The 16061-nt window shown below is 64.3% G+C and carries 16 protein-coding genes; 5 read left to right on the forward strand and 11 right to left on the reverse strand.

Annotated elements, in window-relative coordinates; all coding sequences use genetic code 11:
- Positions 1-148: 148 nt before the first annotated feature.
- Both ACTXGA_RS13525 and ACTXGA_RS13530 read right to left on the reverse strand, forming a co-directional pair.
- The gene (locus tag ACTXGA_RS13525; protein ID WP_443394458.1) at positions 149-847 is read right to left on the reverse strand and encodes an RraA family protein; all 699 of its coding nucleotides are present in this window, start codon (positions 845-847) and stop codon (positions 149-151) included.
- Entirely contained in the window at positions 844-1362 is a 519-nt protein-coding gene (locus ACTXGA_RS13530) for a hypothetical protein (RefSeq protein ID WP_443394460.1), read from the reverse strand. Before ACTXGA_RS13530 ends, ACTXGA_RS13525 begins: the two co-directional genes overlap by 4 nt.
- A 145-nt stretch (positions 1363-1507) precedes the next feature.
- Between ACTXGA_RS13530 and ACTXGA_RS13535 the strand changes: the two genes are divergently transcribed.
- The 3 genes from ACTXGA_RS13535 to ACTXGA_RS13545 are packed head-to-tail and all read left to right on the forward strand — an operon-like array spanning position 1508 to position 4289.
- Positions 1508-3289 (forward strand): IlvD/Edd family dehydratase, encoded by a 1782-nt coding sequence (locus tag ACTXGA_RS13535; RefSeq protein ID WP_443394462.1) that lies wholly within the window; start codon positions 1508-1510, stop codon positions 3287-3289.
- Positions 3276-3524 (forward strand): DUF6552 family protein, encoded by a 249-nt coding sequence (locus ACTXGA_RS13540; RefSeq protein ID WP_443394464.1) that lies wholly within the window; start codon positions 3276-3278, stop codon positions 3522-3524. The genes ACTXGA_RS13535 and ACTXGA_RS13540 overlap by 14 nt, the downstream gene beginning before the upstream one ends.
- Positions 3525-3551: 27 nt before the next feature.
- Positions 3552-4289: an SDR family oxidoreductase gene (locus tag ACTXGA_RS13545; protein ID WP_443394465.1), complete on the forward strand. Its 738-nt coding sequence runs from the start codon at positions 3552-3554 to the stop codon at positions 4287-4289.
- Positions 4290-4362: 73 nt separating this feature from the next.
- Here the strand turns inward: ACTXGA_RS13545 and ACTXGA_RS13550 are convergent, their stop codons facing one another.
- The 8 genes from ACTXGA_RS13550 to ACTXGA_RS13585 all read right to left on the reverse strand — a co-directional run bounded on the left by ACTXGA_RS13550 (position 4363) and on the right by ACTXGA_RS13585 (position 13384).
- Positions 4363-5274 carry a DMT family transporter gene (locus ACTXGA_RS13550; RefSeq protein ID WP_443394467.1) on the reverse strand — a complete coding sequence of 304 codons (912 nt, stop codon included), beginning with the start codon at positions 5272-5274 and terminating at the stop codon, positions 4363-4365.
- 181 nt (positions 5275-5455) lie between these two features.
- On the reverse strand, positions 5456-6178 hold the full coding sequence (locus tag ACTXGA_RS13555) for an SDR family oxidoreductase (protein WP_443394469.1): 723 nt from the start codon (positions 6176-6178) through the stop codon (positions 5456-5458).
- Positions 6175-7245 carry a Gfo/Idh/MocA family oxidoreductase gene (locus ACTXGA_RS13560; RefSeq protein ID WP_443394471.1) on the reverse strand — a complete coding sequence of 357 codons (1071 nt, stop codon included), beginning with the start codon at positions 7243-7245 and terminating at the stop codon, positions 6175-6177. The genes ACTXGA_RS13555 and ACTXGA_RS13560 overlap by 4 nt, the downstream gene beginning before the upstream one ends.
- Complete coding sequence (locus ACTXGA_RS13565; protein ID WP_443394473.1) at positions 7245-8738, reverse strand: UxaA family hydrolase; 1494 nt, start codon at positions 8736-8738, stop codon at positions 7245-7247. Before ACTXGA_RS13565 ends, ACTXGA_RS13560 begins: the two co-directional genes overlap by 1 nt.
- Positions 8739-8792: 54 nt before the next feature.
- On the reverse strand, positions 8793-9743 hold the full coding sequence (locus ACTXGA_RS13570; protein WP_443394474.1) for a phytanoyl-CoA dioxygenase family protein: 951 nt from the start codon (positions 9741-9743) through the stop codon (positions 8793-8795).
- A gap of 122 nt (positions 9744-9865) precedes the next feature.
- Positions 9866-11461: a TRAP transporter large permease gene (locus ACTXGA_RS13575; protein ID WP_443394476.1), complete on the reverse strand. Its 1596-nt coding sequence runs from the start codon at positions 11459-11461 to the stop codon at positions 9866-9868.
- Between the two features lies 1 nt (position 11462).
- Positions 11463-12275, reverse strand: a complete 813-nt coding sequence (locus tag ACTXGA_RS13580) for a TRAP transporter small permease subunit (RefSeq protein WP_443394478.1) — start codon at positions 12273-12275, stop codon at positions 11463-11465.
- A gap of 101 nt (positions 12276-12376) precedes the next feature.
- Positions 12377-13384, reverse strand: coding sequence for a TRAP transporter substrate-binding protein (locus ACTXGA_RS13585; protein ID WP_443394480.1), 1008 nt, complete (start codon positions 13382-13384; stop codon positions 12377-12379).
- 204 nt (positions 13385-13588) lie between these two features.
- On the opposite strand from ACTXGA_RS13585, the gene ACTXGA_RS13590 reads away from it, so the two are divergent.
- Positions 13589-14320, forward strand: coding sequence for a GntR family transcriptional regulator (locus tag ACTXGA_RS13590; RefSeq protein WP_443394482.1), 732 nt, complete (start codon positions 13589-13591; stop codon positions 14318-14320).
- A gap of 28 nt (positions 14321-14348) precedes the next feature.
- Complete coding sequence (locus ACTXGA_RS13595; RefSeq protein WP_443394483.1) at positions 14349-15194, forward strand: fumarylacetoacetate hydrolase family protein; 846 nt, start codon at positions 14349-14351, stop codon at positions 15192-15194.
- 95 nt (positions 15195-15289) lie between these two features.
- Here the strand turns inward: ACTXGA_RS13595 and ACTXGA_RS13600 are convergent, their stop codons facing one another.
- A complete protein-coding gene (locus ACTXGA_RS13600; protein ID WP_443394485.1) occupies positions 15290-16042 on the reverse strand; it encodes an SDR family NAD(P)-dependent oxidoreductase in 753 nt (250 codons plus the stop codon).
- Positions 16043-16061 lie beyond the last annotated feature (19 nt).

Consider the following 16061-nt stretch of genomic DNA (forward strand, 5'->3'; position numbering starts at 1 on the left):
CAGGCGCCTTGGGCGGGCGGGGGCTCTGCCCCCGTCTCCCCTGAGGTAATTCGAAAACCAAAGAAAGTGGCGCGCGCCTGCCTGTAACAGGTGTTCGGTGCGCCTGAGGGGCGCGCCCTGCCGGGCGCACGCCCTTGGCGGTGCGGGCTTAGCCGATTTCCACGGCCGAACCGTCGGCCAGCATGGCGTCGATGTCCAAAGGTTGGCAGAAGCCGGATTTGACTTTGGCCTCCAGTTCCGACTCCAGCGCCATGACGTCTTCCAGCCGTTGCAGCACGCTGTCGATCTGAGCGTATGGGATCACGACGACGCCGTTGCGATCCGCGACGATCATGTCGCCGGTCGCGACCGCGCAGCCGCCCACAACCGCGCGCCCGCCCAACGTGCCGGGGCCGGAGGTATAGGGGGAGTTCGGGTTCAACCCGGTGCACCACGCGGGCAGACCGGCGGCAATGATGCCTTCGTAGTCCCGCATCGGGCCGTCGGTGACGAATCCGGCAGCGCCGGCGTTTTTCAGCATTCCAGAGAGTTGGTCGCCGATGGTGGCGCGGTCCTGGTTGCCATGGGCGGCGTGGACGACCACGTCGCCGGGCGTCAGCTGGTTGACCGCCGCAAGCGTGGCGATGATATCGGCCGGGCCGCTGTCGGCCACAAGCGCGGGGCCTGCCGCCCGACAGTCGAGGTCACGGCCAAACCCGATCGGGGCAATCCGCGTGTCCATTGCCCCCATGCCGCCCATCGCGTCACAGAGAAAGGCGGTTTCGATCCCCTGAAACCCGGCGATCTGTGCGTCGGTCGGGCGCGGGGCGCCGTTGATGAGGGTCAGTCTGGGCGGTTCGCCGATCATTGGTCTTTCTCCTTGGACGGGGTCGGTACGTGGTCAGGCATGCGCCAGAGCAGGCGGACATAGGCCAGTCCGGAGGCGGTGGCGGTACAGCGGCTTTTCTGCAGCAGGATTTCCTCGGACGCGGTCTCTCGCAACTGTTCGATCTCTTCCAGCCGGTCGCATTGGACCAGCGCGGCGAGCAGATCGTATTTCAGTTCGATCGCGGCCAATGTGGCGACGCGCTGCGGCGCGTCCTGACGAAGGGATGCCATGCGCCCGGCGATGGCCGTGGACCAGCCGTCACGCAGGGCATTGAAACACAGGGAGGTGACATTCCGCGTATCGCCCGGCAGCGACAGGCAAGGGGCATGGGCCTGATCGACACAGGCCTGCGGGCTGTTGCCTTCATCGGCGGCCGTGGTCACGCAGGCATGAACCGCGCCAAGATCCAGCCGCGTTTCGGCACCTGCCGGGGCGGCAATCAGCGTGGCCATGGCAAGCGGGACGGCCGCCCGCAGGGCGGGGCGTAAAATCATCCGGTGGTCCTCCCGTGGTGGGGCAGTTTGTGCCCTCATCGTCTTCGCCTCTGGCGAGGCCGCTTGCATTTGGTATACCAAGTTGGAATGTTCGTACAAGACAAGAGGCCTGTCAGATTCGGCAAGCCGCCTAAGGGAGGACGCCATGTCAGACACGCGCGCCAACAAGCGCTTTCGCTCGCAGGAATGGTTCGACAATCCCAATAACCCGGGCATGACCGCGCTGTACCTCGAACGCTATCAGAATCAGGCGTTCACACGCGAGGAACTGCAGGGCGAAAAGCCGATCATCGGCATCGCCAACACCGGCAGCGATCTTGCGCCCTGCAACAAGATCCACGTCTTTCTGATGGACCGGATCAAGGCGGGCATCCGCGAGGCGGGCGGCATTCCGATGGAATTCCCGGTTCACCCGATTCAGGAAACCGGCAAGCGGCCCACCGCCGCGCTGGACCGCAACCTTGCCTACCTGAGCCTTGTGGAAGTGCTGCACGGCTATCCCATCGACGGGGTTGTGCTGACCACCGGCTGTGACAAGACCACGCCCGCCATGCTGATGGGGGCGGCCACGGTCGACATTCCGGCCATCGGGCTGAATGGCGGGCCGATGCTGGACGGCTGGTGGAAGGGCAAGCGCGCCGGGTCCGGCACCATCGTCTGGGAAAGCCGCCGCCTGCTGGCCGAAGGCAAGATCGACTATGAGGAATTCATGGCGCGGGTCTGTTCCAGCGCGCCGTCTTTGGGTCATTGCAACACAATGGGCACCGCCAGCACCATGAATGCCATGTCAGAGGCGCTGGGCATGACGCTGACCGGCTCAAGCGCGATCCCCGCTCCGTTCCGGGAACGTATGGCCATGGCCTATGAGACCGGGCAGCGCATCGTGGAAATGGTCTACGAGGATCTCAAACCGTCGGACATCCTGACGCGCGAGGCCTTCGAGAACGCCATAGTCGTCAACACGGCCATCGGCGGATCCACAAACGCGCCGCCGCATCTGCAGGCCATTGCGCGCCACGCCGGGGTGGAACTCAACGTCAAGGACTGGGAGACCATCGGCTTCGACGTGCCCCTGCTGGTCAACATGCAGCCGGCGGGCGAATACCTGGGCGAAAGCTTCTTCCGTGCGGGCGGCGTGCCTGCGGTCATGGGGGAACTCATGGCGGCCGGGCGGTTGCACGTGGATGCCATGACGGCGACGGGCAACAGCATGGGGGCGAACCTCGCTGGCTGCGACAGTCTCGATCCCGAGGTGATCAAGCGCTACGACGCACCGATGCGAGTGAATGCCGGGTTCAAAGTTCTGTCCGGCAACCTGTTCGATTCCGCGCTGATGAAGACAAGCGTCATCTCCGCCGATTTCCGCAAAAGATTTTTGTCGGAGCCGGGCAACGAAGGCGTGTTCGAGGCGCGGGCCGTGGTATTCGAGGGGCCCGAAGATTACCACGACCGGATCAACGACGCCTCGCTGGAAATCGACGAGCGCACGGTGCTATTCATCCGCAACGTGGGCTGTGTTGGCTATCCCGGCTCGGCCGAGGTGGTGAACATGCAGCCGCCCGATGCCCTGATCAAGGCGGGCATCAATCACCTGCCGACGGTGGGGGACGGGCGGCAGTCCGGCACGTCCGAATCTCCGTCGATCCTGAACGCCTCGCCCGAATCCGTCGTTGGCGGCGGGCTGGCCCATCTGCAGACCGGCGACCGGGTCCGGCTGGACCTGAACGCCAGCCGGATGGATGCCCTGGTGGATGAGGCGGAGTGGCAGGCCCGCATAGACGCTTGGAGCGCGCCGGAGATTGTCAGCCAGACGCCGTGGGAAGAGATCTATCGCACCCACGTCGGGCAGTTGGCCGACGGCGGCTGCCTTGAACTGGCGACGGCCTATCAGCGCATCGCCAAGGACCTGCCGCGTGACAACCATTAACCCGCAGCCCCGGTTCAGCCTGCATGTGGTGAACACCGTCAAATGGGCCGCAACCGTAATCCAGTTGATCGGTTACGGGCTGACCGGGCTGAACGTCGTTCCCTGGAACATCTTTGCGTTTTTCGCGGGGATCTTTCTGTGGTTCGCGGTGGGCGTGATGTGGAAGGACAAGGCCATCATGGTGGTCCATGTGGGGGCGTTCATCTCGCTCTTTCTGGGATACCTGAATTCCTGACGCCAATCAGTCAGGGGAGGAGAGACAATGACGAAGACTATCATCATCACCGGCGGCGCGCGCGGCATCGGCAAGGCCACAGCTCAGATGTTCCTGGAGGCGGGCTGGAAGGTCGGCATCGTCGGTCGGACAGAGGCATCGGTTGCCGAAATGGCCGACAGCCACGAGAACGCGCTGGCGCTGCCCTGCGATGTGGTCAATGAGGCGCAGGTCGATGCGGCCTTTGACAAGGCGATGGCCGAATGGGGCCGGATCGACGCGTTGTTCAACAATGCGGGCATTTCGCTGAAGGGTGGCCCGGTGGACGAACTCAGCGTCGATGACTGGCGCCGCTGCATCGACATCAACCTGACCGGATCTTTCATCTGCGCGCGGGCGGCCTTTGGCCGCATGCGCAGGCAGGACCCGCAGGGCGGGCGGATCATCAACAACGGCTCTGTCTCGGCCTATGTGCCGCGTTGGGGCTCGGCGCCTTACACCGCGTCGAAACACGCCATCACCGGGCTGACGCGGACGCTGTCTCTGGACGGGCGACCCTTCAACATCGCCTGCGGGCAGATCGACATCGGCAACACGCTGACCGACATGGCCGAAAAAATGACCAAGGGCGTGCCTCAGGCGGATGGCTCCATCGCGGTGGAGCCGGTGATGGACGTGTCCAACGTGGCGAAATCGGTGCTGCACATGGCCTCGTTGCCGCTGGAGGCGAACGTTCAGTTCATGACCGTCATGGCGACGGCCATGCCCTATATCGGGCGCGGCTGACGGTAGATTAGCCCGAAACGGGCGGTCGGATAACAGGGCAGGGGCATGCGCCTCTGCCCTTTTTCGTTCCGGATCATCGCGTGCTGGGCACCGGGCGGCGCACCCGTCCGCGCACCGCACGCTCTCGCTGCCAGATGTAGAGGCCGGAGGCGATGATGATCGCCCCGCCGCCCAGCGTCCAGATGGTGGGCCAGGTGTCGAAGAGCAGGATGCCCGCCAGTGCGGCCAGAAAGATCTGGATGTAGATCACCGGCGCAAGGATCGAGGCATCGGCCCAGCGGTGGGCCGTCACGGCGGCGATATGGCCGCCCGCGCCAAATAATCCGATCAGCACGAAGGCGATCCAGTCGGCACCCTGCGGCCAGGTCCATTCCCCCAGCACGAAGGGCAACAGGGCCAGCGTGGCGGTGCCGCTGGACCAGATCTGTTGCGTGGCGTTGCCTTCGACCCCGGCCAGCAGCCGCGTCATGATGAAATAGAGCGCGGCAAGGGTCAGCGCGGCGAGCGACAGGAGCATCGCGGGGTGGAAGGAGACGCCCCAGGGCTGCATCACCACGATCACGCCCAGAAAACCGACGCAGACCGCGACGATGCGGCGGATGCCGACCTTTTCGCCAAGGATCGGGATCGCCAGCAGGGTGACGACGATGGGACCGGCGAACATGATCGTGGTGGTCACGGTGATCGGCAGGAACTTCAGCGCGGTGAAATTGCAGACGGTGCTGCCCAGCAGGAAAAAGCTGCGCATCAGCTGGCGTAGCGGCGCGTTCGAGACGAAGGCGGCGCGGCCCTCCTGCGTGGAATAGAGCGCCACGGCGATCAGGAAGTGGCCGGCATAGCGGGCAAAGACGACCTGAAGGGCGGGCAGCCCGCCGAGGATCAGCCATTTGGCCGAGCTGTCGATACAGGTGAAACCGAGGACGGCGAGGGCCATCATCAGCACGCCGGCGGCGGTGCGATCTTCGCGGGGTTGAGCTTCGGACATGGGGAATTTCCGGGCCGTGGGCAGAGGGCGGCAAATGGGGTGTCCACGCGTGGACAGGTTAGGGGGAATGCAGGATCAATGGGTTACGGGCGCGTTTTAACGGATTGTCAGGATTTGGATGGTCCGGCGGGGCCTGCGTGACCGGGTGAGCGGCGGGGTGAACCCCGCCCTACGGCCCCCCTCAGGCCGTCGCCCAGCCGCCGTCGATCACATGCGCCTGCCCGGTGGTAAAGGCGGACTCATCCGAGCCGAGATAGACCGCCAGATAGGCGATTTCCTGCGGCGTGCCGATGCGGCCCATGGGCTGACGCGCGTTGAAGGCCTGTAGCGCGGCCTCATAGTCGCCCATGGCGCGCAGCCGGTCATGCAGCGAGGGGCTGTCGACGGTGCCGGGGCAGATGCAGTTCACCCGGATGCCCCGGGTCACGTAGTCCAGCGCCACGGATTTCGTCAGGCCGATCACCGCCGCCTTGGACGCGCCGTAGATGCAGCGGTTGGGCGCGGCGACGATGCTGCCCGCGATGGAGGCGATGTTGACGATCGACCCGCCGCCGCGTTCCAGCATCCCCGGCAGGGCAGCCTGCATGGAATGGAACTGCGAGCGGACGTTCAGGGTCATGGCAAAGTCGAATTCGTCATCCGTTGCCTCAAGAATTGTGCCCGCGTGCACGAAACCGGCGCAGTTGACGAGGATATCCGGCGCGGCCTCCTGAATGGCATTTGTCAGCGCGGATTTGTCGGTCACGTCCAGCGCAAAACTGGTCCCCTGAAGCCCGTCCAGCAGATCGGCCTTGAGGTCGGTGGCCGTCACCTCTGCGCCTTCGCGGGCATAGGCCTCGGCGATGGCGCGGCCGATGCCCTGACCGGCGGCGGTGATGAAGGCGCGTTTGCCCGCAAGTCTCATGTCAGAACTCCTGTGAAGTCGCCCGGCACCTCACCGCGTTTGACGGGGCGGTGGGTCTGGCCGGACAGGGCCGTGGCAAGTGTCATTTCCAGCGCGGCGAACCCGTTTTCGGGGCGGCACAGAACGTCATCTGTTCCGCCGTCCAAAAGGGCGGCAAAGCGGTCGATCTGGGCGCGGATCGGGTCGATCTTGTCGAAATGCGGTCCGGGGATACATTTCAGGGGCTTGGACCATTCGACCTCACCCGGCCCGCTTGCGCCCCAGCGGGTCAGCGAGGGAAAGGCCAGCGCGCCAAGGGGGCCGGTGAAGCGCAGGTAATCCTGATCCGATCCGGCAATTTCGGGGTTCTCGGACGAGGTCGCCTCGAACGACCAAGGGGAGGCCCCGGCATCCGACATCAGGAAAGAGCCAAGCGCGCCGTTTTCAAAGCGGAAGGCAAGTGCGGCGGTATCCTCGATCACCAGGCCGCGGGTGGCGGAGGAGGTCAGCGCCGTGACCTCTGTCGGGATGCCGGTCATAAAGCCCAGCAGGTCAATTTCGTGGCTGAGGTTACTGGCCAGCGGCCCCGCGCCGGGCAGGCGGCGCCACGGCACATCATAATAGGTGTCGTGTTTGCGCACCGACCAAAAGCCCTGAAGGCCCACAAGCGGACCGATGGCGGGCAGGGCGTCGCGCATGGCCATCGCATAGGGATGACAGCGGCGGTGGTGCCCGACGATCAGCGGCAGACCGGCGGTTTCGGCGGCCTGCATCATGGTGCGCGCATTGTCGAGCGTATCGGCAAAGGGTTTTTCCACCAGCACCGCCCAGCCCCGCGACAGCGCGGCAAGGGTCGAGGGCATGTGATCCGGCGTCGGCGTGGCAATCACGCAGGCGCGGGTTTCCTTTGGCACCTCATCCAGCGAGGCGACCATGGGCAGGCCCTGTTGCGCCAGCCTTTCGCGGGTTTCGGCCTGCGGTTCGACCACCGCCGTCAGGTGGATTTCGGGGGACAGGGTGGCGACCTCTATATGGCGTCGCCCTATGCTGCCTGCGCCGATCACGCAGAGGGGCAGGGGGACCGTCATCACATCACCGCCCCGATCTGCCACGGCACAAATTCGTAATCGCCGAGGCCCTGCGCCTCTGACTTGGTCTGTTCGCCAGAGGCCATGCGCAGCCACATCTGATAGATCTCGCGGCCCACGTCCTCGACCGATTTGCCCTCTGTCAGGATGGTGCCGGCGTTCACGTCCATGTCGTCGGTCATGCGGTTGAACATCTCGGTGTTGGTGGCGACCTTCATCGAGGGACTGGGTTTCGCGCCAAAGGCCGATCCGCGTCCGGTGGTAAAGCAGACGAGGTTGCAGCCCGAGGCGATCTGACCCGTGACGCTGGCGGGGTCGTAGCCGGGGCTGTCCATGAAGGTGAAGCCCTTTGCCGTCACCGGCTCGGCGTATTTGTAGACGCCTGTGAGGGGGGTGGTGCCGCCCTTGGCTGCCGCGCCCAGCGATTTTTCAAGGATGGTGGTCAGCCCGCCCTTCTTGTTGCCGGGGGAGGGGTTGTTGTCCATGCTGCCCTTGTTGCGGGCGGTGTAATCCTCCCACCAGCGGATCAGGTCGACCAGTTTCTCGCCAGTGGCGCGGTCCACGGCGCGGGCGGTCAGCAGGTGTTCGGCGCCGTAGATCTCCGGCGTTTCCGCCAGCACGCCGGTGCCGCCCTGCGCCACAAGAAGGTCACAGGCATAGCCGACGGCGGGGTTGGCGGTGATGCCGGACCACGCGTCCGACCCGCCGCATTGCAGGGCCACCATCAGCTCTGATGCCGGGCATTCGCTGCGTGTGGATTGGTTGACCACGGGCAGCATCTTTTCGATCTTCTGGATGCCCAGATTGATGGTCTTGCGCAGCCCGCCCACGTCCTGAATGTTCATCGACTGGAACAGGGGACCGGGTTTCAACCCGTAGGCCTCGACCAGCCAGTCGATCTGGTTCATCTCACAGCCAAGGCCCGCCATCAGCACGCCGCCGATGTTGGGGTTGCGGGCATAGCCCCACATGACCCGTTGCAGTGCTTCGAACCCCTCTGACCCCTGACCGGCCATGCCGCAGCCGGTGCCGTGGACAAAGGCGACGACGCCATCGACATTGGGGTAGGCGGCCAGTTTGTCGGGCGTGAAGTGGTTCGCAATCATGCGCGCGGCGGTGGCGGAACAGTTCACGCTTGTCAGCACGGCGATGTAGTTGCGGGTGCCGGTGCGGCCGGTGTCGCGGCGATACCCCATGAAGGTGTCGGGCGTTTCGGCGGGGGCGACGGGGCGCAGGTTGGTGCCGAACTCATAAGCCGTGTCGACATTGCGGAATTCGAGGTTGTGGGTGTGGACATGGGCCCCTGCGGCGATGTCCTCTGCCGCGTAGCCGATGACCTGGGCGTATTTCAGGACCGGCGCGCCTTTGGGGATCGCCTGGGTGGCCAGCTTGTGCCCGCGCGGGATCAGTTGCGTGGCGCCCTCCTGCCCGATTTCGAGCGGGGTGACGGCGGTGATGACATTGTCGGCGTCGGAAAGGCGGACGGTGCTCATGGAGATACCTGCAGAGTCATAAGAAGAACGGTTTTTTCGAAAGGTCGCCCGGGGTCAGGCGCAGACCGGGCTATCGGCCTGCCAGCGGTGGATGGGGATGTGCGGCTCACCCGACAGGCGGGCGCGCGCCTCTTGCCACATGCTGCGCCAGACGCGCCAGTCGCGCAACTCGGTTTCCGGGTTGGCGCGGGAGCGGGCGATGAAGGCGGGGAAATGATCGCGGCCGGTGGGCTGGCCGGTGACGTTGTAGCGGATGTCGAAGCTCCAGCGGAACTGATCGGAGTGATTGACCAATGAGGCATGGGGCGTCAGCGGGTGGAACAGCACCGCGCCGCCGGCCTTGACGGGCAGGGGCGTGGCCTTTGTCTCATCAAGGCACCCCGGGGCGATGGCGGTCTGCTTTTGCGGGCAATGGGGATACATCTGCGGCTTGCCCGGCACCACCTGCAGACAGCCGTTTTCGATGGTCGCATCCGAGATCGCCAGCCAGACGGTGACCATCTGCGTCCTGTCGCCCGTTTCATGGGCCACGGCGCGGTCCTGATGCCAGTCGGTGGTGGTGACATGGGCGCGCAATTCGTCGCCGTGCAGGTCGGTGGCGGGCGGTTTCAGGCGGACGTGCTGGATCGGGTTGGAGGTCAGTTCGGGGCCCAGCAGATCCTCGACCATGTCCAGCAGGCGCGGCTGCGTCAGCATGTCAAAGACGGCAGGGCCGAAGTGAAAGGGCGTGTCGGCGGCGATCTCTCCGCCCGGCAGGGAGATGTCCATCGGCTGAAACCAGTCGCAGCCCGCCTTGTAGGAGATCAGCAGCTTTTGCCAGAAATCCAGCCCCTCGGCGGGGGGCACAAGGCCCTCGGCCTGCCAGCGCGCATAGAGCCGGTCGAGCAGGTCGGCATATTCCGCGCGCACGGCGGCAAGCGTTTCGGCGGGCAGGACGTCCGGGACGACAAGCACGCCTTCGCGGGCAAAGGTTTCGCGTTGGGCTTCGGTCAGGAAGAGGGCCATGAATGCACCTGTGATCGGGGCGCCTTGGCCCCGTCGCCTTGGCAGCAGGCGGGGAAATCAACGGGCAAAAGACGCCGGTGTGTGGTGGGGGGCGGAGCCAAGGCGGCCCGCCCCCGACCGGGTTACAAGAACAGTGTGATGATCGGCGGCCAGGCCAACAGCACCGACAGCGCCAGCAATTGCAGGACGATGAAGGGCAGGAAGCCACGGAAGATCGCCGTCAGCGAAATATGCGGCGGGGCCACCGATTTGAGGTAGAAGGCCGCGGGGCCAAAGGGCGGCGACAGGAAACTGACCTGCATGTTCATACAGAACACGACGCCGAACCAGATCGGGATATAGCGCGGGTCCACGCTGCCCAGCCAGCCGATTTCCTCAGCCGGGAGACGCACCACGATGGGCAGGAACACCGGCATGATCAGCAGCACAATGCCGATCCAGTCCATGAACATGCCCATGATCAGGAAGATCACCATCATCGCAAGGATCACGCCCATGGTCGGCATGTCGGCCCCCACGATCATGTTGGCGACGTAGGTCGGGCCACCGGCCAGCGTATAGGCCGCAGCCAGCGCCGCCGCACCGATGGTGACCCAGATGATTGTGCCGGTGGATTTCAGCGTGCGCATCAGGCTGTCCCAGACGATCTCGAAGGTCATCTCGCGCCGCATCAGGCCGATCACGAAGACCGCGACAACACCCATGCCGGCAGCCTCTGTGATGCCGGTGATGCCGCCGTAGATGGAGCCGAGGACCACGCCGATCACCACGATGGGTGCGACCAGACCCTTGCCCATTTCCCAGCCCTTTGCCGTGCGTTCACGCCCGACAATGACAAAGACGATCAGCGCAAATAGCACGAAGGCCCCGATCAGCCACGGGATATCCGCCACCATACCAAGGAAGATCGGATCAACGTTTTCCTGGATCACGTTCTGGCCCAGCACGGTGAAGAACCCCGCACGGAACAGCAGCACGCCGGTCACCCACATGCCCATGCGGCTGAGGAAGCCAAGGAACATCAGGCCCTTTTCGCCGCCAGAGGGATCATTGGGATCCGGTTCGGGCAGGGGGGCCTGGCTGGGGTCCAGCCGGGTGCGGACGATGATGTAGATGATGAAGAACGAGGCCAGCATGAAGCCGGGCAGGAAGGACGCGGTGAACAGCGCCTTGATCGAGGTTTCCGTCACCAGCCCGTAGAAGATCAGGACGATGGACGGCGGGATCATGGTGCCCAGCGAACCGGAGGCACAGATCGTGCCGATGGCGAGGTTCTGGTTGTAGCCAAGGCGCAGCATCTGCGGCAGGGCGATCAGGCCCAGCAGCACCACCTCGCCGCCGATGATCCCCGACATGGCGGCCATGATGACGGCCATGATCGAGGTCACGATGGCGATGCCGCCACGGGTGCGCGATAGCCAGACGTTGAGCGAGGAATACATGTCGCGCGCGATGCCGCATCGTTCCAGCAGCGCCGCCATGAAGATGAACAACGGCACTGATATCAGCACGTAGTTCGTCATCTGCCGGTAAACCGCCTGACCCAGAACCGACATTGGCCCCTGTCCGAAGGTGCGGAACAGGATGTCCACGTCGAATTTCAGGACCAGCGTCACGAAGGCGAGGAAGGCCGAGGCGAAGCCAAGCGGCATGCCAATGGCCAGGAGCGCAAACATCGCCAGCAGGATGATCAGGCTGAGTGTGCCGATATCGACCATCTTATTTGTCCTTTTCCAGCGTTGCGCGGATCTTTTCGATCTCGTGTTCGTCGATCTCGTCCGCCGGGCTGTGATGCTCGGGTGCCTTGTTCCAGTCAGCGATCAGGTTCGAGACGGCCTGGATCGTGACCAGCAGAATGATGATCAGAATGGCGGGTTTGACAGTGCCGGGAATGGGTGGATCCCAGGCGGTGCCAAAGGTTTCCATCCGCAGCATCCGGCGCATCGCGTCGTTGTAGCCGCCGTAGACCAGCGCGAAGAAGAAGGTGCAGATCAGGCCCACGGAAATCACGTCTGCGGTCTTTTGCATCCAGCGGGGCATGATGTCGTAGATCACGTAGATGCGGATGTGGCTGCGCTGCTGCATGGCGTACTGGCCCGCGAACAGGAACACGAAGGCCGCGATCCACAGCGACAGTTCATTGGCCCAGAGCGTCGGCGCGGAGAAGACGTAGCGCGACACGACCTCGTAGAACATCACCAGCACGATGCTGGCGGTGGCGATCATCGCAAGACGCGAACAGACAAGGCTGACGATGTCGAAAAAGCCGGAAGCTTCGGGTTCGATCGCGCCCCTGTCATCGGACAGGTAGATCGAGGCCGAAAGCAGCAACCCGGCAATCGCCAGCAACATGACCTGCACCAGCGGTTTTCCCGAAGGCCGGATCATGTCGAACATGTTGTAGGGGTCTTCGGCGAATAAATTGCTGAGAACCATGATGACGAAGATCACGGCCACGATACCGGCGAAGCCGAGCATCGCCATCTTTACCGGGCCACGCATGCGCCCCAGCCACAGGCTGTCGTCGGTCATGCCTGCTCTCCCCCCGTTTTCCCTGATGGTAGAAAAGGGCGGGCCCCGATCAGGGGACCCGCCCAGCGCCGGCCAGCACGGCCGGCATTACAAGCGGGCGATCAGTCGATCAGGCCAAGCTGTCCGAGATACGCCTTGTGGCTTTCCACCAGTGCGCGGGTCTCGTCGTTCTTGTCGGCCCAGCCTTCCCACGCGGCCTGAGCGGCCTTGCGGAACGCGGCGCGGTCTTCGGGCGACCAGTCATAGAGGGTCACGCCCTGCGCCTGCAGCGCGGCTGCGGCCTCTGTGTTGGCCTTTTCATTGTACAGCGCGATCTGGAAGGCCAGCTTCTGCCACGCGGTGTCGATGATGCGGCGATGCTTGTCGCTCAGACCGTTCCAGACGTCGAGGTTGCAGGCCAGGTGGTCCGACGGCATCGAGTGGAAGCCGGGGTAGGTGGCGTGCTTGACGATGTCATAGATGCCGAGACCCACGTTGTTGGCCAGGCCCGAGGCGTCTGCGCCGTCGATGATGCCGGTTTCCAGCGCGGTGAAGATCTCGGTGAAGTCCATCACGATGGGCGAGGCGCCCAGCTCTTCGAAGATCTCGGTCTCAAGACCCGGAGGCGAACGGAACTTCCAGCCCTTGAGGTCTTCGAAGCCGCGGATGGGCTTGGACGAGGACAGCGATTCCTGACCGTAGATGGCCCAGCCGATCAGCTGCATGTTCTGCTCGTTGTAGAGCGCCTGAGCCGCGTCGTAGCCGCCACCGTGATAGAGCCAGCTGTACTGCTGCCACGCGGTGTCATAACCGCCCATGATGTCGCCGACGAACTGGAACGCGGGGTTCTTGCCGGTCTGGTAGGCGCCGCCGGTGGCGTCACAGTCGACGATACCGTTGATCGCGGCGTCGAAGGTTTCCACTGTCGCCACGACGGAGGACGAGTAGAACATCTCGATTGCGATTTCGCCGCCAGACATGACGCTTACGTCGTCGATGAACTCGGCCAGGCGTTTGCCGGTCGGGTGCTCGGTCGCGTAGTGGGTCTGGATGCGCAGCGTGACGTCCTGAGCCTGAGCCGCGGACGCGGCAATGGCAACGGCAGCTGCCGTTGTCAGAAACTTTTTCATGTGTTCCTCCCTTCGGCGGTCCATTGGCCGCCTGATCATTGGCGGGGGCAGGCCCCCTGCGTAGGATGGTATACCACCCGGTGGAAGCACGCTAACCAAAGCCATGTCGACAGGCAAGGATTTTTGGTATACCAAATTTGCTTTATGGGAGGCCGCCCCCCGTGGGCGGAAAAATAAATAAAAAACAGAAGGGTGGGGTGCGCCATGCCGGATTCCACATTGCCCGAGCAAATCGCGACTCGGCTGCGCAGGGACATTCTGCGCGGTGTGCTTGCGCCGGGGACTGCCGTAAAGGAACGCGACCACGCGGCGGAGATGGGCGTCAGCCGGACGCCGCTGCGCGAAGCGATTCGGATGCTGGCGAAAGAGGGGCTGGTCCAGTTGCGGCCGGCGCGGTCGCCGATCGTGTCGCGCCCCAGTTTCGAACAGGTCGCTTTCAACATCGAGGTGATGTCTGCGCTGGAGGTGCTGTCGGCCCGGCTGACCTGCGCGCGGGCGACGGATGCGCAGATCGACGAGATCGCCGCCGTGGCCGAGCGCATGGAACGTGATTACGACACGCTGGACATGCTGGATGTCTTCGAGATCGACATGAGCTTTCACCGGGCCATCGCCGAGGCGGCGGGCAACCCGGTGCTGGCGGAGATGCACCAGTCGCTGCTGGCGCGGCTGTGGCGGGCGCGGTATCTGTCGGCCAGCCGCAAACGCTCCCGCGACCGGGTGCTGCGGCAACATGCCGAGATCGTGGCGGGCCTGCGCGCGCGGGATCCGGAACGGGTGGCGGAGCACGTGCAGTTGCATCTGGATCACCTTCTGGTCAACGTCGCGGATTTCTTTGAATCCGAGGACGCGGGCGGGGGGCTTGATTCCGGTCCCGAACCTGGCACGGACACCCCGCAGGATACCGCCGCCGCCGGAGGCGGCGCGGAACAATGAAGACCCAGAAACAAGGATTGGGACAGATATGAAACTTTTGCGTTATGGCCCCAAGGGGCAGGAGAAACCCGGGATGCTGGACGGTGACGGACAGGTGCGGGATCTGTCTGCTCATGTGGCTGATTTCGCCGGGGAAACCGTCTCTTTGGAGGCATTGGACCGGCTGCGCGGCATCGATGTTGCCAGCCTGCCGGTGGTGGCGGATCCGGGCCGGATCGGGTCCTGCCTTGCCAGCGTGCCGAACTTTTTCTGCATTGGGCTGAACTATGCCAAACACGCGGCAGAGACCGGGGCAGAGCCGCCGAAAGAACCAATCATCTTTTCAAAGGCGACATCGGCGCTGTCCGGGCCATTTGATCCGGTGGTGATTCCGCGCAATTCGGTCAAGGGCGACTGGGAAGTGGAACTGGGCGTGGTGATCGGCAAGACCGCCTCTTACGTCTCTGAGGCAGACGCGCTGTCCTACGTGGCGGGCTATTGCGTCATCAATGACGTGTCCGAGCGCGAATTCCAGATCGAGAAGGGCGGTCAGTGGATCAAGGGCAAATCGGCCCCGACCTTTGGCCCGACCGGTCCGTGGCTGGTGACGGCGGATGAGGTTGCCGATCCGCAGAACCTGAAAGTGAGCCTGGATCTGAACGGAGAGACCGTGCAGGACAGCGATACCTCGGACATGATTTTCGGGGTGGCCGAGATCATCAGCTACATGTCGCAGTTCATGGAGTTGCAGCCGGGTGACATCATCGCCACCGGCACACCGTCCGGTGTGGGCATGGGCATGAAACCGCAGCGCTTTCTGCGTCCGGGTGACGAGATGGTGGTGCGGGTCGAGGGGCTGGGCGAACAGCGCCAGACGACGGTCGCCGCCTCTTGATGGACAGGCCGGGGGGCGCCGCCCCCCGGTCCCCCCGCCGATGGGGGCTATCCCGCCCCCTCGGTCTCCCCCGGGGCGGGTGCCAGAATTTGACCTTAGTGGATGAGCGAACCGCCGTTCACGTCGACCTCTGACCCGGTGACATAGGCTGAGAGGTTGGAGGCAAGGAAGAGGCAGCAGCCCGCCACATCGCTGGCCTCTCCGGCGCGGCCCATGGGGATGCCGGCGAGGATCTGTTCCATCATCTCGTCGGTCAGCTTGCCCTCAGTGATATCGGTGGCGATGAACCCCGGACAAACCGCGTTGGCGCGGATGCCGTCGGGGGCCAGTTCGCGCGCCATCGCCTTGGTCAGACCCAGCACACCCGCCTTGGCCGCCGAGTAATGCGGCCCGCCGAAGATGCCGCCGCCGCGTTGGGCGGAGACGGACGAGATATTGACGATGCTCCCGGTCTTGCGGTCCCGCATGTGCGGGATCAGCGCTTGGGACATGTAGAGCGTGCCGCGCAGGTTGACGTCCGTCACCGCGTCGTAATTTTTCGGCTCGATCTGCATGAGTTTCAGCGGCTGCGTGATCCCGGCGTTATTGACGAGAATGTCGATCTGCCCAAATGCGTCGATGGCCGTCTTTGCTGCGGCGCCACATTGCGGCTTGCTGGTCACGTCGCAGGGCAGGCCGATGTGGCCTTCGCCCGGCAGATCGGCGGCGGCGGCGCGGGCGGCACCCCCGTCGAGATCGAGGATGGCGATGCGCGCGCCGTTTTCGGCAAAGAGTTTTGCGGTGGCCTTGCCAAGGCCCCGGGCGCTGGCGGCGCCGGTGATGACGGCGGTCTTGTTTTTCAGAAGCATTTGTCTGGTCCTTGTGCTG

It is taken from the genome of Antarctobacter jejuensis, from assembly GCF_052266595.1.
Lineage (GTDB): Bacteria > Pseudomonadota > Alphaproteobacteria > Rhodobacterales > Rhodobacteraceae > Antarctobacter > Antarctobacter jejuensis.